The 21641-nt window shown below is 62.9% G+C and carries 13 protein-coding genes and 3 pseudogenes; 7 read left to right on the forward strand and 9 right to left on the reverse strand.

Annotated features, from left to right (window positions below):
* Nucleotides 1–339: 339 nt before the first annotated feature.
* Nucleotides 340–2460 (forward strand): TonB-dependent receptor, encoded by a 2121-nt coding sequence (locus P8H27_RS01450; RefSeq protein ID WP_374761310.1) that lies wholly within the window; start codon nucleotides 340–342, stop codon nucleotides 2458–2460.
* Between the two features lie 404 nt (nucleotides 2461–2864).
* Here the strand turns inward: P8H27_RS01450 and P8H27_RS01455 are convergent, their stop codons facing one another.
* Both P8H27_RS01455 and P8H27_RS01460 read right to left on the reverse strand, forming a co-directional pair.
* The gene (locus P8H27_RS01455) at nucleotides 2865–5015 is read right to left on the reverse strand and encodes a TonB-dependent siderophore receptor (RefSeq protein WP_289634840.1); all 2151 of its coding nucleotides are present in this window, start codon (nucleotides 5013–5015) and stop codon (nucleotides 2865–2867) included.
* Nucleotides 5016–5189: 174 nt separating this feature from the next.
* Nucleotides 5190–6353, reverse strand: coding sequence for a type III PLP-dependent enzyme (locus P8H27_RS01460; protein ID WP_289634841.1), 1164 nt, complete (start codon nucleotides 6351–6353; stop codon nucleotides 5190–5192).
* A gap of 433 nt (nucleotides 6354–6786) precedes the next feature.
* Between P8H27_RS01460 and P8H27_RS01465 the strand changes: the two genes are divergently transcribed.
* The 3 genes from P8H27_RS01465 to P8H27_RS01475 all read left to right on the forward strand — a co-directional run bounded on the left by P8H27_RS01465 (nucleotide 6787) and on the right by P8H27_RS01475 (nucleotide 11102).
* Nucleotides 6787–8370: a peptide chain release factor 3 gene (locus P8H27_RS01465; protein ID WP_289634842.1), complete on the forward strand. Its 1584-nt coding sequence runs from the start codon at nucleotides 6787–6789 to the stop codon at nucleotides 8368–8370.
* Between the two features lie 441 nt (nucleotides 8371–8811).
* Entirely contained in the window at nucleotides 8812–10149 is a 1338-nt protein-coding gene (locus P8H27_RS01470; RefSeq protein WP_289634843.1) for a chloride channel protein, read from the forward strand.
* 170 nt (nucleotides 10150–10319) lie between these two features.
* Nucleotides 10320–11102: a TatD family hydrolase gene (locus P8H27_RS01475; protein WP_289634844.1), complete on the forward strand. Its 783-nt coding sequence runs from the start codon at nucleotides 10320–10322 to the stop codon at nucleotides 11100–11102.
* 118 nt (nucleotides 11103–11220) lie between these two features.
* Here P8H27_RS01475 and P8H27_RS20570 read toward each other — a convergent pair whose 3' ends face one another.
* The 5 genes and pseudogenes from P8H27_RS20570 to P8H27_RS01495 form a co-directional block, all read right to left on the reverse strand.
* Nucleotides 11221–11934 (reverse strand): methyl-accepting chemotaxis protein, encoded by a 714-nt coding sequence (locus P8H27_RS20570; RefSeq protein ID WP_374761313.1) that lies wholly within the window; start codon nucleotides 11932–11934, stop codon nucleotides 11221–11223.
* Nucleotides 11935–12075: 141 nt separating this feature from the next.
* Nucleotides 12076–13218: pseudogene (locus tag P8H27_RS20575) on the reverse strand (HAMP domain-containing protein); the annotation flags it as partial.
* Nucleotides 13219–13830: 612 nt separating this feature from the next.
* The gene (ampE, locus tag P8H27_RS01485) at nucleotides 13831–14667 is read right to left on the reverse strand and encodes a regulatory signaling modulator protein AmpE (RefSeq protein ID WP_289634846.1); all 837 of its coding nucleotides are present in this window, start codon (nucleotides 14665–14667) and stop codon (nucleotides 13831–13833) included.
* Nucleotides 14664–15227, reverse strand: coding sequence for a 1,6-anhydro-N-acetylmuramyl-L-alanine amidase AmpD (gene ampD / locus P8H27_RS01490; RefSeq protein ID WP_289634847.1), 564 nt, complete (start codon nucleotides 15225–15227; stop codon nucleotides 14664–14666). The genes ampE and ampD overlap by 4 nt, the downstream gene beginning before the upstream one ends.
* 238 nt (nucleotides 15228–15465) lie before the next feature.
* Entirely contained in the window at nucleotides 15466–17778 is a 2313-nt protein-coding gene (locus tag P8H27_RS01495; RefSeq protein ID WP_289634848.1) for a DUF1631 domain-containing protein, read from the reverse strand.
* 382 nt (nucleotides 17779–18160) lie between these two features.
* Between P8H27_RS01495 and nadC the strand changes: the two genes are divergently transcribed.
* On the forward strand, nucleotides 18161–19009 hold the full coding sequence (gene nadC / locus P8H27_RS01500) for a carboxylating nicotinate-nucleotide diphosphorylase (RefSeq protein WP_289634849.1): 849 nt from the start codon (nucleotides 18161–18163) through the stop codon (nucleotides 19007–19009).
* 516 nt (nucleotides 19010–19525) lie between these two features.
* Here the strand turns inward: nadC and P8H27_RS01510 are convergent.
* A pseudogene (locus P8H27_RS01510) lies at nucleotides 19526–20478 on the reverse strand (IS1595 family transposase).
* Between the two features lie 80 nt (nucleotides 20479–20558).
* Nucleotides 20559–20813: pseudogene (locus tag P8H27_RS01515) on the reverse strand (transposase); the annotation flags it as partial.
* A gap of 132 nt (nucleotides 20814–20945) precedes the next feature.
* On the opposite strand from P8H27_RS01515, the gene P8H27_RS01520 reads away from it, so the two are divergent.
* Complete coding sequence (locus P8H27_RS01520; RefSeq protein ID WP_289634850.1) at nucleotides 20946–21242, forward strand: hypothetical protein; 297 nt, start codon at nucleotides 20946–20948, stop codon at nucleotides 21240–21242.
* A complete protein-coding gene (gene tnpB, locus P8H27_RS01525) occupies nucleotides 21242–21580 on the forward strand; it encodes an IS66 family insertion sequence element accessory protein TnpB (protein ID WP_289634851.1) in 339 nt (112 codons plus the stop codon). Before P8H27_RS01520 ends, tnpB begins: the two co-directional genes overlap by 1 nt.
* Nucleotides 21581–21641 lie beyond the last annotated feature (61 nt).

A 21641-nucleotide genomic window follows, 5' to 3' on the forward strand; every position in this document is an offset into this window, starting at 1 on the left:
GTTGTATCACCAGGCGCGAACTGCCTGCGATCCGTAGGAGGCCCGACCTCGGGGCGAGCTTTGGCTATATCCGCGAAACGATGAGCAGGCAGCCCTGCGGGCTACATTCGCCGCGGGGTCGCGTGACCCACATGGATGTGGGAAATGCCGCTAGCCTGTCAGGAACAGGCGCGGCCCTCCTACAAGAGATCGCGCATGCAACACATAATTGGGACATAGCCAAAAAAGGTTCTTTCCACTCACGCACGCGAACCGGGCTGCTTGAATAAGGTTGCAAGCCATTTGCGCATGTAAATGCAAAGCAATATCATTCGCGCTCTTTTTTATGGAGCGCTTCCGGTGATCGTCTTACGTTTGAATCCACTCTATCTCTCGCTGCTGGGCGCTTTCGCCGTGCAGGTCGTGCATGCCGAATCGAACACCGCGCTGGAAATTCCAGCCGCCGTGGTAACCGCACAGCAGCAACAGACCAGTTACAAGCCCAGCCGCAGCAAGAGCGCGCTGAAGATCGACGCGCCGCTGCGCGACATCCCGCAGACGGTCAACGTCATCCCGCAGAGCCTGATCAAGGATCAGGGCGCCCAGTCGCTGGAAGACGTGCTGAAGAACGTGCCCGGCGTCGGCCTGTCCAACGGCGACGGCCAGCGCGACCAGGTCACCATCCGTGGCTTCAGCGCCATCGGCGACCAGTACATCGACGGCATCCGCGACGACGCCCTGTACTACCGCGACCTGTCCAATATCGAGCGAGTGGAAGTGATCAAGGGCCCCGCCGCCGTGCTTTACGGCCGCGGCTCCTCCGGCGGCCTGATCAACAGCGTGAGCAAGCGCCCGACCTTCGCCCCGGTGCAGGAAGTCGGCGTCAGCGTCGACAGCGAAGGCAAGAAACGCAGCCAGTTCGATGCCGGCTGGGCCGACCAGGAGCACGGCGACAAGGCTTTTCGGGTCACCGGTGCACTGGAGGACAGCGACGGCTTCCGCGACGACGCCTTCCTCGAGCGCAAGGCCCTGGCGCCTTCGGCCTACTTCAAGCTGTCCGACGACCTGGAACTCAACCTGGGCGCCAGCTACCTGTACGACAAGCGCCTGATCGACTTCGGCATTCCGGCGCTGAACGGCCGCCCGGTGAAGGTCGATTCGGGCAAGCGTTTCGGCTCCGCCGACCCGGACCAGGACTACACCCGCAGCGAGGTGTTCTCCCTCACCGCCGGCCTCGACTACCAGATCAACGACGACTTCAGCCTGTCCAACACCAGCCGCTACTACCACTACGATCTGGATCGCAACAACACCCTGGCCCACACCGACGCCAACCGCTTCGTCACCGCCGCCAACGGCGAGCTGCTGGTCAAGCTGCGCCGCGGCAACGTGCAGCGCAAGGAAGATGGCTGGTTCAACCAGACCGAGCTGAAGCAACAGGCCCAGCTCGCCGGCATGCAGCACAACCTGCTCTACGGCGTGGAACTGGGTCGGCAGGACAAGCACCAGTCGGTCTTCAGCCAGAGCGATGTGGCGCGAGTACCGGTGTTCCGCGACGGCCTGGTCGAAGTACCGTTCACGGCCGCGCAACAGACCTCCAAGGGGCTCAACAGCCAGGACACCGCCGGCTTCTATGTGCAGGATCTGATCGAACTGGCGCCGCACTGGAAGGCCCTGCTCGGCGTGCGCTACGACGTGTTCGACCAGAAATTCCAGAATGACCTGGACGACAGCGACATCGCGCGCACCGACCGCACCTGGAGCCCGCGGGTCGGCCTGGTCTACCAGCCGGATCAGGTGCAGTCCTACTACGTGTCGGTGAGCCGCTCCTACCAGCCGTCAGGCGAAACTTTCCCGCTGAATAATTCGATCAAGGATCTGGAACCGGAGCAGACCACCAACTACGAGCTGGGCGGCAAGTGGGATCTGCTCGATCAGCGCCTGTCGCTGACCGCCGCGCTGTTCCGCCTGGAGCGCACCGACATGAAGACCAGCGACCCGGCCAATCCGGGCCAGACCATACTCGCCGGCGAACAACGCACCGACGGTTTCGAGACCACCCTGACCGGCCAGCTCAGCGACAAGTGGCAGGTCTATGCCGGCTACGCCTACCTGGACGCGGAGATCACCAAGTCCAACAGCAAGACCAATGGCGTGGCCAACGAAGGCCAGACCCCGACCCTGACCCCACGGCACAGCGCCAACCTCTGGCTGGTACGCTCGCTGAGCCAACAGTGGCGAGTCGGCATGGGTGCCAACTACGTCGACGAGCGCTACACCGCCCTGGATAACGTCACCGTCATGCCCGGCTACACCACCTTCGATGCCGCGCTGCTGTACAACCAGCCGCAATGGGACGCGGCCCTGCGCCTGCGCAACCTGTTCGACAAGGACTACTACGCCTCGGCTCACGGCTCGGTGGACCTGATCACCCCCGGCGCGCCGCGCAGCCTGGAACTGAGCGCCAACTACCGCTTCTAAACGCTATGGATCCGTTAACTGTTGCCAACACACCCAGGCGTGAGGCTTTACCCGTAGCGGCTTCAACCGCGAATTTCGCGGATAAACCCGCGCCTACAACACTCCCCTCATGCAACGCGTAACCGGACATCGCCTTTCTAAACAGTGAACCCGCGCTCCGGCCCCGCTCGACCGGGGCGCGGACGTTCCCAGCGACGCCCCGCCCTGCCGCCGCCAGCCTCCTGAACAGGCCGTTGAACAATGCAGGCGAGGCGGCCAAGACATCGCTACCCTTTCCCTGGCCGCTTGCCTGCCGCCGGACAGAGTGCCCAGGATTGCGCCCATGCTACAGACAGCAGAAGGCCGCCCACAGGGACGGCCTTCTGCCAAGTTACGGTTGAGCGCGACAGGCTAGCAGGCCGTACTCAAAAGGCGACGTTGCCGCTCAGGCCAACGGCCAGCGGCGAACCCGGCATGATGTTGTTGTTGCCGTGCGCCGAGGCGTAGTACTCCTCGTTCAGCAGGTTCTCCACGTTCAACTGCAGGCGCAACTGCGGGCTGACGGTGTAGTACACGGCCGCATCGACACGGGTGAAGCTCGGCAACACCACCTTATTGTCCGCCGCGGCGAAGACGTCGCTCTGGTAGATCAGGCCCAGCCCCACGCCCCACTGCGGATCGAAGTCGTAGCGGTTCCACAGCGAGAAGGAGTCGCGCGGCACCTGGGCGATTTCGTTGCCCTCGAAGCCTGGAGTCTGCATTTCGCTGTTCTGGTAGGCATAGCCGCCGGTGACCTGCCAAGCCTCGGTCAGGTGGCCGCTGAGGCTCAGCTCGACGCCCCGCACTAGCTGGCCGTCGACCAAGATCGAGCTGGTCGGGTCGCGCGGATCGGCGGTCGCCACGTTGGTGCGCTCCAGGCGATAGAGCGCTGCAGTCGCGGCCAGTCGCTCGGTGACGTCCCACTTGACGCCTATTTCGCGGTTGGTGAACTCCTCCGGGTCGAGCGCACTGTTGCTGGCGCTGAGCGAGGCGAGCTGCTCGCCGGCGCGCGGCACGTAGGCGATGGAGTAGCTGGTATAGAAGGACAGGTTGTCCAGCGGCTTGTAGATCAGCCCCGCACGCGGCGAGAACAGATCGTCCGAGCTGGACAGCTTGGCGTGACCGCCGCCCTTGTAGTCGTCCACATCGACCTTGAAGTTGTCGTAGCGCACCCCCACCAGAACCTCCCACTGCTCGGTCAGCTCGATCTGATCCTGCAGGTAGAACGCCGCGGTCTTGGCGACGCTCTTGTTCTCGGCGTCGGTCGCGCCGTGGCGGAACACCACCGGCCCCCGATAGATACTGTCCTGCGGCGTTACGGTGGTGTTTTTCTGCGTGCCGGCCGCATTGAAGAAGCCGGTTTCGCGGAAGTTTTCCGTGACCTGACGACTCAGCTCGGCGCCAACCAGCAAGGTGTGGTCGAAGCCCAAGGCATGGCCGGAAACGGTCAGGTCGGTCTGGTTGATCAGGTTGGTGCGGTCGGTGGCATTGTTGTAGGCGCCGAGGCTGACCAGGTTGGTAGTCGCGTTGTAGGCAGCGGACGGGTAGACGTTCTGGTAGAACTTCGTGTAATCGGCATAGCGGGTCTGGTTGCTCAGGCTCACCCCATCGGCAAACTCATGGGTGATGCGAGCGTTCAGCGCATCCACCTCAGCCGTGGCGAAGCTGTCGTCGGGGCTGCCGAAGTGGGTGGACTCATTGACCTTCAGCGGCTCGCCACGGCGGTGCCCAGCCTTGATGACGGACGGCAGACCACGGTCGACGGTGCGGTCGTCCTCGAAATGTTCGTAGCCGGCTTCGATCAGGGTGGCGTCGTTCAGGGCGAAACTCGCGGTCGGATTGATCGCCCAGCGCTCCACTTCGCCATAGTCGCGGAAGCTGTTGGAGTCCTCGTAGAGTGCGGTCAGGCGCAGCGCCAGGCGCTCGTTGACTGCTTGGTTGAAATCGCCGGTCATCCGCCGATTCTCCCAGGAACCGTAGGTCAGGCCGAGTTCGCGGCCATCCGTCCAGTTGGCCTGCTTGGTCACCCGGTTGATCAGACCGCCGCTGCCGCCGCGACCGAAGACCATGCCATTGGGGCCCTTGAGCACCTCCACCCGCTCCACGTTGTACAGGTCGCGCAGATACTGCACGTCATCGCGCATGCCGTCGACGAAGAAGTCCGCCGTGGTGGCATTGCCGCGCAGGATAGGCGCATCGCGGTGGCCCTCGCCCTGGGCCATCTGCACGCCCGGCACGTAACGCACCACGTCCGCCATGCCCTGCATGGACTGGTCGCGGATCTGCTCGTCGGTCACCACGCTGATGGCCTGCGGCACATTGCGCAGCGGCGTGTCCGTCTTGGTGGCGGTGCGGACACGTTCGACGCCATAGGCGTTGCGTTTCTGCACCACCTGCATCGGCGCCAGCGTGACGCTGTCCGTTTCTGCCGCGATGACCGGCGGTGCCGAGACCAGTAGCAGACTGGCGGATGCGACCGCACAAGCCAGCAGACGACGCTGCGGCAGACTGCCCATACCCTTGCCACACTTGCGCATGCGAATCACTCCCAGATAGAAAGAGACGCAATTCTATTCAGTAATAATTATCAATCAAGAAATATTTAACGGATCGCGGAACTTTTTGCGTAGCCCGTCAGCGAGCCGTTACTCGCCCCAGGCCCTAGAACGCAAAAACCCGCCAGAAGGCGGGTTTTCAGGTAGCGCGAACGCTTACAGGTAGAAGGCCTTCAACGGCGGGAAGCCATTGAACTCCACCGCGCTGTAGCTGGTGGTGTAGGCCCCGGTGGACAGCCAGTAGAGGCGGTCGCCGCTCGCCAGGTTGAGCGGCAGGCCGTACTTGTAGTTCTCGTACATGATGTCGGCGCTGTCGCAGGTCGGCCCGGCGATGACCACTTCTTCCATCTCGCCTTTCTTCTCGGTGTAGATGGGAAACTTGATCGCCTCGCCCATGGTTTCGATCAAGCCGCTGAACAAGCCGACGTCGGTATACACCCAGCGCTCGACGGCGGTACGCGACTTGCGCGCCACCAGCACCACTTCGCTGACCAGAATGCCGGCGTTGGCGATCAACGAGCGGCCCGGCTCGAGGATGATTTCCGGCAGGTCGTCGCCGAAATCGTCCTTGAGGAAGCGGATGATTTCCTCGGCGTAGGTTTCCAGGCTGTTGGTGCGGGTGATGTAGTTGGCCGGGAAGCCGCCGCCCATGTTGATCATCTTCAGCTCGATGCCGTCTTCTTCCTTGAGCCGTTCGAAGATCACCTTGACCTTGGCAATGGCCGCGTCCCACACGGAAATATCGCGCTGCTGCGAGCCGACGTGGAAGGACACGCCGTAGGGCACCAGGCCCAGTTGCCGGGCGAGGATCAGCAGATCCATGGCCATGTCGGTCTGGCAGCCGAATTTGCGCGACAGTGGCCAGTCAGCGGTGGTGGAACCCTCGGTGAGGATGCGCACATAGACCTTCGAGCCCGGCGCGGCCTTGGCGATATTGCGCAGGTCGGCTTCCGAGTCGGTGGCGAACAGGCGCACGCCCTGCTCGAAGAAGTGGCGGATGTCCTTGGCTTTCTTGATGGTGTTGCCGTAGCTGATGCGCTCCGGGCCGACACCGCGGCTCATCACCCGATCCAGCTCGTAGATCGAGGCGATATCGAAGCTTGAGCCTTTGTCCTTGAGCAGGTCGATGATCTCGACCGCCGGGTTGGCCTTCACCGCGTAGTAGACCTTGGCGAATTCGAAACCGGCGCGCAGGTCATCGTAGGCCTGATCGATAATCTTGGTATCGATCACCACGAACGGGGTTTCCTGCTGGTCGGCGAAGGCCTTCATTTTCTGGAAGGTTTCACGCGGGTAGTAGTCTTCGACCTGAATCGGCATGCGGGGACTCCAATGGCAAAACAAACAAAGGTAATTAGGGGTGCCTCACTAAGTAATAGCAAAGCCACGAACGCCTGATCAGTTTCCCCACTTTGGTTCGCCTACTTCCCAAGGCATGTCGCCGAGTATCGATATCGATCTCTCGTCGTCAGTACTTGAGCCGGATGGATCGTTGCCAGCATGGACGTTCGGCCGCGAACTTTAGGACCCTGGAGCGCTTAGATCAATCAAAAATGTCGTCTTTACGCTGCGTTTTGTCGACTGATTCGGAGGTCGTTGCGGATTCAAAACAAGGCGTCACGAAATGCTGCACAAAGCCCGGTAAATGGCGTTTCTCCCGTCCTGACTACAGGTCGCCGCGCTGAAGGCCGTTTGCCGCTATAATCGCTCCCTTTTTTGACAGACCGACTATCAGTCGACGGGTTCCCCCAGCATGAGCAAGCAGGCCGCCGAAGTCGCCAAAAGGCGCACATTCGCCATCATTTCCCACCCCGACGCCGGTAAAACCACGATTACCGAGAAACTCCTGCTGATGGGCAAGGCGATTGCCATCGCCGGCACGGTGAAGTCGCGCAAATCCGACCGCCACGCGACCAGCGACTGGATGGAGATGGAAAAGCAGCGCGGCATCTCCATCACCACCTCGGTGATGCAGTTCCCCTACCGCGAGCACATGATCAACCTGCTCGACACCCCCGGCCACGAAGACTTCTCGGAAGACACCTACCGCACCCTGACCGCAGTGGATTCGGCGCTGATGGTGCTCGACGGCGGCAAGGGTGTGGAGCCGCGCACCATCGCCCTGATGGACGTCTGCCGGCTGCGCGACACGCCGATCGTCAGCTTCGTCAACAAGCTCGACCGCGACATCCGCGACCCGATCGAACTGCTCGACGAAATCGAGGCGGTGCTGAAAATTAAAGCGGCGCCGATCACCTGGCCGATCGGCTGCTACCGCGACTTCAAGGGCGTCTACCACCTGGCAGGCGACTACATCATCGTCTATACGCCGGGCCACGGCCATGAGCGCACCGAGGTGAAGATCATCGAGAAGCTCGACTCCGACGAAGCCCGCGCCCACCTCGGCGACGAGTACCAGCGCTTCGTCGAGCAACTGGAACTGGTGCAGGGCGCCTGCCACGAGTTCGACCAGGACGAGTTCATGGCCGGTCAGCTGACCCCGGTGTTCTTCGGCACCGCGCTGGGCAATTTCGGCGTCGACCACGTGCTCGACGCGGTGGTGAACTGGGCACCCAAGCCGCTGGCGCGGGTCGCCCACGAGCGCACCGTCGAACCCGCCGAAGAGAAGTTCAGCGGCTTCGTGTTCAAGATCCAGGCGAACATGGATCCGAAACACCGCGACCGCATCGCCTTTATGCGCATCTGCTCGGGCAAGTACGAAAAGGGCATGAAGATGCGCCACGTGCGCACCGGCAAGGACGTGCGCATCGGCGACGCCCTGACCTTCTTCTCCAGCGAGCGCGAGATGCTCGAAGAGGCCTACGCCGGCGACATCATCGGCCTGCACAACCACGGCACCATCCAGATCGGCGATACCTTCAGCGAAGGCGAGAGCCTGGGCTTCACCGGCATCCCCCACTTCGCCCCGGAACTGTTCCGCCGCGTGCGCCTGAAGGATCCGCTGAAATCCAAGCAGCTGCGCCAGGGCCTGCAACAGCTGGCCGAAGAAGGCGCGACCCAGGTGTTCTTCCCCGAGCGCAGCAACGACATCATCCTCGGCGCGGTCGGCGTGCTGCAGTTCGATGTGGTCGCCAGCCGCCTGAAAGAGGAATACAAGGTCGAGTGCGCCTACGAGCCGATCACCGTCTGGTCGGCGCGCTGGATCGACTGCGGCGACAAGAAGAAGCTCGAGGAGTTTTCCAACAAGGCGGTGGAGAACCTCGCCATCGACGGCGGCGGCCACCTCACCTACCTGGCGCCCACCCGGGTCAACCTGGCGCTGATGGAAGAACGCTGGCCGGACGTGAAATTCCGCGCCACCCGCGAGCACCACTAGCAGGCCGCTGAAGAATGTAGGCGAGGCAGCCGAGGCTAGGCAAAAACAGGCGCAAGGTAGCGCAGCGCAGTAACAGCCGCAGGCTGGCCCCGAAGGGGGGAGCGTAGCGAATCAAAAGCGCAGTTTACGGGTTGTAAATGAGCATTTTGAGCCTGTTTTAACGACGCATCGACAACGCAGGTAGTTTTTCAACGGCCTGCTAAGCCCGTGGCCCGCACGGTTAATCCGCTTACCCATGGATTCAAGCCGTGCAGAACCCTGTAGGAGGCGCGCCCCGCGGCAAATGCAGCCCGCAGGGCTGCCCGGGCATGTTGTCGCGGTGCCTTGACCCACTAACAGACGGCGAGGGGCAATCCCTCGCCGCGCAGGGCCGCAGTCAGGCGAGCATCCGCTCGGCGCGTTACACTTAGAAGCCCTGAGCCCCTGTGACCCCGGGAGACCATGGCAACCCCCTCTATTGCCCGCAGCCCCACCCAACGCCTGCGCGAGCGCCGTCGTCGCCTGCGCAGCCTGCGCCAGCGCGCGGCCTTCTGGCTCGGCGCCCTGCTGGTCGGCCTCACCGCCCTGGCCTTCGCCTGGCTGGCCGACCATGCCTTCGAACAGTTCGAATGGCTGCTGGCACAGAGCGCCTACTGGCCCTGGCTGGTCACCCCGCTGGGCTTCGCCCTGCTCGCCTGGCTGACCCAGGGCTGGCTGAAGGAGGCCAAGGGCAGCGGCATCCCGCAGGTCATCGCCTGCCTGGAGCAGCCTTCGACGCGCCTGCGCAACCAGCTGCTGGCGGTGCCCGTGGCCATCGCCAAGATGCTGCTGACCGTGCTGGCCCTGCTCTGCGGCGCCTCGGTCGGCCGCGAGGGGCCCACGGTGCACGTCGGCGCGGCACTGATGTACAACTTCGGCCGACGCCTCGGCCTGCACGGCCGCCACGCGCTGTCCGGGCTGATCATGGCCGGCGGCGCCGCCGGCATCGCCGCCGCCTTCAACACCCCGCTGGCCGGGGTGGTATTCGCCATCGAGGAACTCAGCCAGCGCATGGAGCAGAGCTTCAACGGCCTGATCCTGATGGCCGTGCTGATCGGCGGCCTGGTCACCCTCGGTCTGGTCGGTCGCTACAGCTACTTCGGCGAGCTCAGCGCCGTGCTGCCGCTGAGCCGCGCCTGGCTGGCGGTGCTGGCCTGCGGAGTACTCGGCGGGGTGCTCGGCGGCCTCTACTGCCGCCTGGTACTGCCGGCCAGGCGCGGCCCGCTGGCCCTGCTCGGCACCTGGCGCGCACGTCGTCCGGTGCTGTTCGCCGCGGCCTGCGGCCTGGTTCTGGTGCTGCTCGGGGCGGTCTCCGGACAGCACGTATTCGGCACCGGCTATGCCGAAACCCGCGCCCTACTCGAAGGCCAACCGCAAACCGACGCGTGGTTCATCCTGTGGAAGTTCCTGGCCAACGTGGTGTCCTACCTGGCGGGCATCCCCGGCGGCCTGTTCTCGCCGTCGCTGGCGGTCGGCGCCGGCATGGCGCCCTGGCTGGTCGACTGGATTCCCGGGATCGACCTGCAGACCGCCGGCCTGCTCGGCATGGCCGCCTACCTGGCCGGCGTCACCCGCACGCCGCTGACCGCCACTGTGATCACCATCGAGCTGGCACACAGCCAGGACATGGCCCTGCCGATCCTCGCCGCCAGCCTACTGGCCAGCAGCCTCTCCGCGCGCATCTCGCCGATAGCCCTGTATCGCGCCTTCGCCGAGCAGTTGCTGGATAGCATCGCACCGCTGCGTGGCGCACCGAAGTGACTCCGCGATCGCCCGTGCGGCCCCGCACGCCATCGAGGAGAACGACTACCAACCCGGCCGGAGGCCATCCCGCCCCCTCAAGATCCGCCGCGCACTGTCGGGTGGACTGCAGCCCCCTCTACGGGACGCATGAACTGGCGCAACGGCAAGAAATCGCCGATGCTTTGCCCATGCGCCTGACCGACACCCACACTCACCTCGATTTCCCCGACTTCGATGCCGACCGCAGCGAACTGCTGACACGCTGTCGCGCCCAAGGTGTGGACAAGCTGGTGGTGCTCGGCGTCTACCAGGGCAACTGGCAACGCCTATGGGAGCTGGTGCGCAGCGATGCCGGCCTGTACGCGGCGTTCGGCCTGCACCCGGCCTATCTCGAGCAGCACCGTCCCGAGCACCTGGGCGAGTTGCGCGACTGGCTGCAGCGCCTGGCCGGCCACCCGCAACTCTGCGCGGTGGGCGAGTTCGGCCTGGACTACTTCCTCGAGCAGCTCGACCGCGAGCGCCAGCAGGCACTGTTCGAGGCCCAGCTCGAGCTGGCCGCCGAGTTCGAGCTGCCCGCCCTGCTGCATGTGCGCCGTGCCCACGCGCCGACCATCGCCAGCCTGAAACGCTTCAGGCTCAAGCGCGGCGGGATCATCCACGCCTTCGCCGGCAGCGTCGAGGAAGCCCGCGAATACCTCAAGCTGGGTTTCAAACTGGGCCTCGGCGGTGCGCCGACCTGGCCCCAGGCCAAGCGCCTGCAGCAGACCCTGGCGCGCCTGCCGCTGGAAGCCGTGGTGCTGGAAACCGACGCCCCGGACATGGCCCCGGCCATGCACCCGCACCAGCGCAACAGCCCGGAATACCTGCCGGAAATCTGCACCGAACTGGCGCGGCTGATGGATGTCGAGCCGGCACAACTGGCCGCGGCCAGCAGCCGCAATGCCGCGGAATTGTTCGGTTGGGCGCGATGAACACCACCGAGTAGCCCGGGCAACCCGCGATCTATATCAGGGTGCCACTCGCCGTAGGCAGTGCGCCGATGGTTGCTCGGCGCGGCGCAAATCCGGCGGGCTGCCGCAGCGCCAGCCCTCAGACGCGAAACGCGCCGATCAGCTGCTTCAAACGCGACACCAGCCCGGACAACTCGCGGCTGGCCGACTCGGTCTGGCTGGCGCCTGCGGCGGTGCGCTCACCGGCGCGGTTGATCTCGACGATGTTCTGATCGATATCGTGCGCCACCGCGGTCTGCTGCTCGGCGGCCGCGGCAATCTGCTGGCTCTGGTCGACGATCATGCCCACCGCGCCGAGGATGTTCTCCAGCGCCAACTGCACCTTGCCCGACTCGCTGACCGTGCCACTGGCCACTTGATGGCTGGCGCCCATGGCTTTGACCGCCGCCCCGACACCACCCTGCAGCTTGTCGATCATGCTCTCGATCTGTTCGGTGGACTGCTGGGTGCGCCTGGCCAGGTTGCGCACTTCGTCGGCGACCACGGCAAAACCACGTCCCTGTTCGCCGGCCCGCGCCGCCTCGATGGCCGCGTTGAGAGCCAGCAGGTTGGTCTGTTCGGCGATGCCCTTGATCACATCCAGCACCTGGCTGATCGAAGCGCTGTCGCTGGCCAATTGGTTGATCACCGCCACCGATTGGTCGATCTCGCCGGCCAGGCGCTGAATGCTGCCGACCTGGGACTCGACCAGGGCTCGACCGCTGACGGTTTCGCGGTTCACACTCTGCGCGCTGTCGACCGCCGCGGCGGCGCTGCGCGCGACCTCCTGGGCGGTGGAGGACATCTGGTTCATCGCCGTCGCCACCTGTTCGATCTGGCTGCGCTGCCCGGCGACCGCCTGGTTGCTCTCGCCGGAGACCAGCTCCACGCTGTCGGCCTGACGCTCGACCTCGACCACGGTCTGGCCGACACGCTCGATCAGATCATGAATCTTCTGCACGGTTTCGTTGAACACCTGGCCCAGTTCACCCAGCTCATCCTTGCTCTGCGCCTTGAAACTGACCGTCATATCGCCGGCCGCAACTTTATTCATGACCTCGCCGAGGCTCTTCAAGGTGCTCCGGGTCGACACATAGAAGGCGCCGTAGAGGTAGCCGATCAGCAGGAACACCAGCACCAACGCGGCCACCAACAACACCATCTGCCCACGGTTCTCCTGCAGACGCTCCTGCAGCTGCTGGTCGAGGAACGCCAACACCGCAGCGTTCAGCTCATAGGTCTTGCCCATGGCCATGCCGACTTCTTCATAGAACTGTGTCCAGGGCATATCCAGGGTGTCGGCGATTATTACCTGATCCTCAAACAGCACAGCGCTGGTTTTCAGAGTCGCCTGACTGGCAGTCGCCAAGCCTTCCAGCGCCGCGCGCGCAGCCGGGCTGCTGTTCAAGGCGTCCTGCAGATTCAAACCATACTCGGCATGGAGTTTTTCCAGCTCCAACAGCAAATCGTCGAACTTGGTGCTGGCGGCCGAGTTGAGGAAACCCTGGCCCAAGGAATAGGCGCCCACCGCCCGCCCCTCGCTCAGGGCCGAGGTGACCCGCGGGGTAACACCAACCACCAATTCGGTCATCTGCCGCACTTCGCGCTGACGATCCTGGCTGAGCCCGGCCTGAGCCGCGATCAGCTTGATAAATACCTGCGAACTGCCCAGCAGCTTGTCGGCCAACGCGGCCTTGCCTTGGAGCGAAGTTTCGCGCTGCACGCCTTGCAATTCGGCAATCATTTCGTCGCGCTTGGCGATGAACTCGCCAATCTGCTCGGCTTCGTGCGCCACCGGCGCCAAGCCGCGCATGGTTTCCGCCATGTCGCTTTGCAGGCGCGTAACGCGACTCTCCAGATCGCCGGTCTGACCGGACTGGCCGATCATGGCGTTGATTTGCGCCAAGTCGGCGAAATTTTCCAAATCGCGCCTCAAATTCAGCGACTGACTGAGCAGATTGATGCTCCCCAGGGCCGCCTGGGTACTGACGAACTGGCGATAGGAGTCACGCACCAGATAGAAGTTGGTGACCAGCATGGGCAGAAAGAACAGGACACTGATCAAGCTGAACTTCATGCCGAAGCTGAGGCGATTCATTAGCGCGATGGCCGGATACAGCACGGTCTTCACAAGACGTCTCCCGTTCTCATTATTGTGATGTAGCGATACAAGGTCGACCGCGGAAAGGCTCCTGCGATAGTCATTGCGTCCCTTGCCCCCGACCCGTGGCGTCTCGATCAATGCGCAAACCGGCACGGCTGTTCCGCCTGAGCAGCCACCTAGCCGATTGATCGAGCACGGTGTCTTGTATACCCGTTATCGACACCAATCTCTGTAACTTAAAGTTAAGCATGCACATGCCCCCACACCTTGACCTTCAGCAAGATCGACAGCCCCTTGAAAAGGTCGCGCGCGGAGGCCAGGCAAGGCGGTTACTGCGCTGCGCTACGTTGCAACGCCGCATAGCCGAGCGCGGTAGATACTCGAGGCCATGCCCCCGTTACGTGCGGCATGAGGGGCGCGCTTTCGTAGGCGCGGATTTATCCGCGAACAAGCTCTAGCAGGCTGCGCCCGGGCTCAATACCCCACTGGGGCATAGCCGTTTTCCACGGCCTGCTAATCAATCGATGATGCCGCATGGGCGTCGATGGGTGTCACGGCGCTCAAGCGCGCCCTACGAAATCATCGAGCGCGCTGGCTGGCCGGGAATCAGTAGAACAGTTCCCACAGGGCAAACATGGCGTACCAGAGCACGGCGGCGCGCACCAGCAACTGCCACAAGGCATCCAGACTGCTGACCCCGGCTTCGCCGATGATCGGCTCCGGCGTCTCGCAGGCCGCACGCCCGACATTGATCACCAGCTGCGCCGCGGTAATGTCCCAGCTCAACAACTCATGCAGCAACGCCCGGTTGACCGCAACGAAATTGCCGACCAGGGCGAAACTGGCTGCCAGCACCCGCACCGGCATCCAGTCGAAGGCATGCCGCAGTTGCACGGCGCGCTCACGCAAGATTTCCTGCTCGGTATGTTCGGCCAGTAGGGCCAGCAGCCGATATGCCAAGGCCGCCAACGGGCCAAGTAACGCGTACCAGAAGATCACGGCAAAGAAACTCTGATAGGCCTGCCACATCAGATGCCCCTGCACCCGTTGCAACAGCGCACCCTCTTCGTCGGCCTCCAGGGCCAGATCACGACGGGCGACCAGATAGGCCGCCTCACTGTCGCCGCGGCGCCAGCTGTCGCGAAACGGCCCGAGCGCCGCCTGCAAGTCGCCGCGTCCAAGGCTATATATCAGCACCAGTAGATGCACCGGCAACGCCAACCAACCGTAGGCCAGCGGCTCGAGCACAGCCAGCACCAGCCCCAGTACCAGCAGCGGCAGAACCACCAGCAACACAATCGCCAACCAGGGGCTCTCGATGAAATCCGCTTGCCGCTCCACCTTGGCCAGCAGCCGCAACCAAGGGCCATCCTGCTGGATCTTGTTGCGCCAGGCCGAAAATTTCTCCACCCACAGCACCAGCAACAACACCAGAAAACTCATGATTTCTCCTTCCTATCCATCAGTGCAGCGCGCAGGCGCGTCCAGTCGAACGCCGGGCCAGGGTCGGTCTTGCGGGTCGGGGCGATATCGCTGTGCCCGCAGATCCGCTCTAGGGTGAGCGACGGGTAGACCCTTTGCAACTCAACCGTCAGGCCAATCAATGCGGCATATTGCGCATCGCTGAAGGGCTGTTCATCGGTGCCTTCCAGCTCGATTCCCAGGGAAAAGTCGTTGCAGTTCTCCCGTCCGGCGAAACACGACTGCCCGGCATGCCAGGCGCGCTCGTGACACGAGACAAACTGGGTGACGGCGCCGTCACGCTCGATCAGAAAATGTGCCGACACGCGCAACGCCGCTATCTCGGCAAAGTATGGATGCTCATCGACGCGCAGACGATTCTGGAAGAACTCCTGCACCTTGCCGGTACCGAACTGCCCTGGCGGCAGGCTGATGTTATGGATCACCAGCAGGGAGACCTCCTCCTGCGGGCGCGCATTGAAATTGGGCGACGGGCAGTGGCGCGCACCTTGGCACCAACCACTGCGAGGATCCAGCTGCATAAAGGCTCCTTGAACGAGCCTCCACTCTAGCAGCAGAGCCAAGCATTGGTCATGCCGGGTACAGCCTGGCGAACGCCTGACAGGTTCTCGTCGGAATGAAATCCGCTTAATGCGATGGCTGCTGCTTTTGTAGGAGGGCCGTCCCCGGCGCGATGCTTTTGCTTGCGGAGCGGACGTCGTCCGCTATCGCCGCGGGGCGCGCCATCTCCTGCATAGGATGCAGAAAAACCGGGCGTGTTCAGGCGCCCTTGAGCTTGCGCAGGTTGCCGATCACCGACTCCAGCGCCCGGTCGAACAGCAGCGCATCGTCGAGCAGGCGGATCGCATTGCGGCGGAACTCCACCGCCAGCCCCATGCGGGTTTTTTCCAGAACCTTCATGCCAGTGCGGTTGACGAAAATGTACTTGCCGGTCGGCTTGATCAGCGCCGCCAGCTTGCAGCGCAGCTTGTGTTCCTCATCCTCCTGAAACTCCACCCAGCTGCCTACCCGCAGGCGATCCACCTGCAGCAGGGCTTCGTCGTCATCTGCCAGGCAAAGTTCGGGTTCGCTCGCCCGGCTTTGCCCCGGAGCCAACAGCACGATCTCTTCGACCACCTCGATCATCGCCGTCCCAGCCGCCTCTGCGGTTGCGGGCAGCTCCAGCAAGGGCCGCTCGGCACGGGCCTCAGCCAAGACGAAACACACCTCATCATCGACGCCGGGTACGGCAGCGTCTTCGACCGGCAGCGTCTCGGCCACGGGCATGATCCGCTTGAAACGCTGAAAAGCCTGCACATGCAGCGCCTCCAGCTGATTGAAAAACGCAGCCGTGGCGAACGGATCGAACGCCGCGCTGGCCATGCCTTCGCGCAACGCCTTGAGCAAGCCCGGCACCAGTTCGAGTAAACGCAGGCGCGCTTGCGGATCCTCGTGGGGTTGCGCACTCCAGACCAGGTCATCCATGGTCGCCAACGCCGCCTGCCACTCGGCCGAACCGGCGCCGTGCTTGAGGCAGGTGAGCAGCAGCACCTTGCTCCACGCATCCCGCAGCAGACGCACCACCACTTCGGGCAGAGACTTACCCAGCAGGCGCTCATTCAGCGCCTGCTCGACTTGGCGCCGGGCCAATTCGGCCTTGGCGCTGCCCTCCTCGGCGTCGCGGGTGCGCTGTTCCAGCAGTTCACTGCGCCGCCGCTCATTGCCGGTAAAGGCGAGAAAGTCCGCCAGCAGCTCGGAAAAAATCAGCGGATCATCGACGAAGTCGTTGAGCAAGCGCTGCACTACCTGCTCGATCTTCTGGTACAGGCTGTCGCGCTGAGTATTGTCCTGCTCACCCCAGCCCAGGGCAGCCGAGGCGATTTCATTGAGCAAGCGCCGGGCCGGGTGACTGCCGCGACTGAAAAAAGTCTTGTCCAGCACCGCGACCTTGAGCATCGGAATCTGCAAGCGGGCGATCAGCGCTTTCAACGAATCCGGCAGGGTGCGGTCATCGAGGATGAATTCGAACAGCATCGACACCAGGTTGATGACGTCCTCATCCACCTCGCCAACCACCCGCGCCTTGCCGCTTCGGGCGCTGGCGCGGCTGAGCAGTTGTTCGAGCTGCTCGCGCAGATCGACTTCATCGCTGACCTGAGCCGGTGAGTGCTGCTGCATATGCGAGAGCAGGCGTAGCAGGTCGCGACTGCTGATGGGCGAGGCATCGGCCGGCATGTCGCGCCGCGTTACGCCACTGCCGCGCACCTGCGCAAGCAGCTCCTGCAGCGCCACGAACACTTCCTGCACGCCGTCGCCGGTCTGCTCGCCAACACTGCCAGCCGACTGCTCCGGCGCATCACGCGCAGTCGCTCCGGAACGCTCCGGGTTGCGCCGCGCCGGTGCCGACCTCAGCTCAGGCAGCACGCCCGCCGCAACCAGAGCCTGATTGGCCTCGGCATAGAGTTGATCGAGATCGCCCAACACATACTTTTCGAACAGCTTGAAAATGATCAGCTTGACCTTGATCTCCACGCCCAGACTGCTGCACGCCTCGAGAAAAGCCGCACAGAGGGCGGCGGGGCCGAGCGGATTGGACTTGTCGTCGAGTTTCTTGCTGACCAGGGCATTCAACCGCGTGCTCAGGTGGCCGACCGCCACGCCGTCCCGGCTCATGACCTTGGCCACCATGGCGTCCAACGCCACGGACTCTTCCAGCTCATCGTTCTGCACCAGCGCCAGGCTGTCGAACGAGACAGCCCCCGGCGATGGCTTGCCGATTTCGTATTGATTGAGGGTAGCGAAAGGCTCGAAGACCGTGTGCAGGAAGTTGCGTTCAATACTCTTGCGCTTCAACCGCAGATCGCGCATGGCTTCGAAGAAGGCGTTCTGCTCGGCATTGCTGGCCGCCCGATCCGCCATCTCGAACAGCGTATCGTCGGCATTGTCGAAGAGGGTTTGCAGGGATTTTCTGAGCTGCAACGCAGCCTTGTCGCGTAGGTGAATGAGCGCCACGGGCAGTCGGCCTACCGGCGCAGTGGGCGATTGCTCCGTGGCCACTTGATTCAGGCGCACTACATTCGCATCAGTCTTCATTGCGACTCTCCTGCAGACTGCCCCCTCTTGGGCGAACCGGCCCGCACAACAACCAACCGAGCGCCATCCATGACGTCAAAGCTATGGCGTCAACAATCTTAAAGTTAACGCGATTATAGGGTCGCCGCACACGCCCCAAACAGACTTTTCCTGCAGATATGACACAGGTCACAGATATGCAGCGCCCCGGCAACGACCAGCCGCACCCGCCGTTGCAGCCCAGGTGATCGCCGAAAAATCCAGGCCACCGAGCGACAGGAGGGGTTGAACGCCGCCGACAACAGCCCCAACCACAGAGGTCACGCTAACGCAGATGAGCAATCTCGCTGCAGCGAACCTCGGCAATCCCTATAATCGCCCGATCCTGACCGTGGAGCCCAGCATGCCGAACCTAACCCTCGCCGACCTGACAGCCGAAATCGAGGCCAATGTTCGTCGCGCGCTGACCGAGGATATCGGTAGCGGCGACATCACCGCCCAATTGATCCCCATGGAGCGCCTGGCCCACGCCACCATCATCACCCGTGAAGCCGCCGTGATCTGCGGCACCGCCTGGGTCGATGCCGTGTTTCGCCAGCTCGATCCGCGCGTCGCCGTGCACTGGCAGGTTCGCGACGGCGAGCGCGTCAGCCCCAACCAGGCACTGTTCCACCTCGAAGGCCCGGCCCGCGCATTGCTCAGCGGCGAGCGCAGCGCCCTGAACTTCCTGCAAACCCTGTCTGCCGTCGCCACCCGCTGCCAGCACTATGCCGACCTGGTGCAAGGCACCGCGGTCAAACTACTCGACACCCGCAAAACCCTGCCCGGCCTGCGCCTGGCGCAGAAGTACGCGGTCACCTGCGGCGGCTGCCACAACCACCGCATCGGCCTGTTCGACGCCTTCCTGATCAAGGAAAACCACATCGCCGCCTGCGGTGGCATCGCCCAAGCCGTGCAAGCCGCCCACAAAATCGCCCCCGGCAAACCGGTGGAAGTCGAAGTGGAAAGCCTGGAAGAACTGCGCGAGGCGCTGAACGCCGGCGCCGACATCGTCATGCTCGACGAGCTGTCGCTGGACGACATGCGCCAGGCCGTCGCCCTCAACCAGGGCCGCTCCAAACTGGAAGCCTCCGGCGGGATAAACCAGAGCACCCTGCGCGCAATCGCCGAGACCGGAGTGGACTACATCTCGATCGGCACCCTGACCAAGGATGTGAAGGCGGTGGATTTGTCGATGCGGCTGAGCTTGTAAGCCACGTAGCCGCCCAATACTCCACGGGCCACAAACTCCAACGCCCCACGCATGGCGGCGCACTGACTTACCACCGATAGCGCACTGGCCGGATGATTCGCGGGAAATGGTGGGAGCGTACGCGGCGATTCCACACTACACCCCAAGCCAATCGCCAATCACGCATGGTGGATTAGCCGAAGGCGTAATCCACCATGGGTTGCCAACATGCCATGCCCAAAGACACGCTCAAGTATCACCCGGCACTGTGAACCCAGGGTCGCCCGCCCAATCTGGCGGAGACAACCCGCCACGAACACCACGGTGGAAGGTCGAATAAGGCCAACCCGCCACGCGCGCCAGCCAGCGATGTTTCAGCGGGTTGACATGCACACAATCCACATGCCGACGGTAATCATCCTCGTCGCGGATCAGGTATTCCCAATAGCGGCGCTGCCAAACACCGCGCTCCCTGCGCAGCACGCGGTTGGGCGCGCGGTATTCATCGACAGGTAACGCCCGGCAAAAGAAGCCTGATTACGTATAAACCTCAACCAGGTTGAGGAGCCGGTATGGCATGGGTGGCGTCCTCAGCGCAGCATAGCTGAACCGCTCTATCATGGAGCCCAGATCGAAGCGACGGTTAAACCGATACTCGAACTCAGCCAGATAGCGTGGTGCGTGCTTGAGATCGAACGCATGGAACGTACCGGTCAGTGCGTTCTTCACATTACCCAGCAGGGTATTGACTCATTTGAATGCTGGATGCTGGGCACTGGCACGACCACTGCCCGTCACGATTGACGAGTGCAGGCAATTCCTCGCATCGAAAGCTTTGAAGCAAGCAAGACCGTCGCTGTAAACGGTACTTCCCGGAGCCACCGACCGTTGAGCGTAACGCTCGATTTCCTTAAGCGTGAAAGCTCGCACTCGACGTAACTGCAGATACTGGGGATGGCCTTCAGCGCTGGCCTGCACCACAGCGATAAAGGGAACCTTGTTTTCCGATCCACGGCCGCGCTTTCCCGATTTCTCGCCGCTCAGATAGACATCATCGATTTCGATGCGCCCCGCGAGCACCATGCTCTGTTCTCGCTCGAGCACTACCTGCATGATTTTGTGCTTGAGCTTCCAGGCCGTGTTGTAGCTCACTCCCAGCTCACGCGAGAGCTGTAGAGCTGTAGAGCTGACAAGCTGTTCTTGCGCTGGGTTAGCAGGTAAATCGCCAGAAACCAGGTGGCCAGTGGGAGCTTAGTGCTGTCAAAAATCGCCTGCGCGGCCAGCGAAGCTTGGTGGTGGCAGCGGCTGCACTGATACAACTGGCGCGCCAATTGGCAGCAGGCGCCTTCATGACCGCACGCGGGGCAGCTGAAGCCGGTTGGCCAGCGCAGCTTGAATACCGCATGACGACATTGCCCCCCGGTTCCGTAATGATTGAGGAAATCGGTTAGCGAAAGGCCCGGCTGGAATTGAACCTGGTTACGCGGTATGAGCCATCTCCTGCTGGTTATTCATAGCTAACCGTAGATGGAAATTCCAGCGGAGCAACTGAGCTTGATACGTAATCAGGAAAGAAAGTTTTCAGCAAGCGCCAACGCAAGGGGAAGCTGGCATCGCCGGGCGGCAGCGTCCACACGCAATGCATATGCTCAGGCAGTACCACCCAGGCACCGATGGTAAATGGATGCAGCCGACACACATGGCATATTGATTCGCGCAGCGTATCGATATGCCGGACGAGCAAATCATTGCTCCACCGTTGCAGCAGATTGACGGTAAAAAACCATGTAACCCCAGTCACGCGAGCCCAACGATAGGTCGGCATTCCATGCCTCCAATAGCACCCAAGATGCAAGCACCCTAGCAAACGCAGGGTGGATTGTAAGCGTCCAGCCCGCCCACCTTTTGTTCGACCACCCCGGCCTGCATCCTCTGCGCTTTTCGGCAGGGGATTCACATGGAAACGATGCACGCGCGGCGCGAGTCCTGGGCTCGGCATGTTCATGCCTGGCGGGACAACGGGCTGACACAGGTCGCTTACTGTCAACAGCATGAGCTCAAACCCAAGGCGCTCGCCTACTGGATCAGGCGCAGCAAGCAGACGGCCACCCCGCTGAGTCTGGTGCCGCTGGCGGTGCAGGGGCCATTCGTCAGCGGGGAGTTGCTGCTGCAACATGCCAGCGGCTGGCAGTTGGCGTTGCCGGCAGGCGTCGATGCGATCTGGCTGGCTGGATTGCTGCGAGGGATGGTCTGATGCTGACACCGGCACAGGTTTGGCTGGTGGTTGAACCGGTCGATATGCGCCTGGGGATCGACGGGCTTTCGGCGCACATTCAGCAGGCACTCGGGCGTCCACCCTGCGATGGCACGGCTTACGCCTTTCGTAATCGACGCGGCTCGCGGCTCAAGCTGTTGCAGTGGGACGGCACCGGTGTGTGGCTGAGCCAGCGGCGCTTACATCAAGGCCATTTCCGCTGGCCTAGCGCCGACGACAGGCTGTTCACCTTGACTCGGGCGCGGTGGCAATGGCTCATCACCGGCGTCGATTGGCAGCGCCTCGAGGCGCTGCCAATGGGGCATTGGAAGGTGTGACGAATAACACCTTAGAGCCAGTATTTACGGGTCTTTCAGGCGCCTCTAAGGTAAAATCCGC

The organism is Pseudomonas sp. sp1636 (genome assembly GCF_030376615.1).
Classification (GTDB): domain Bacteria; phylum Pseudomonadota; class Gammaproteobacteria; order Pseudomonadales; family Pseudomonadaceae; genus Aquipseudomonas.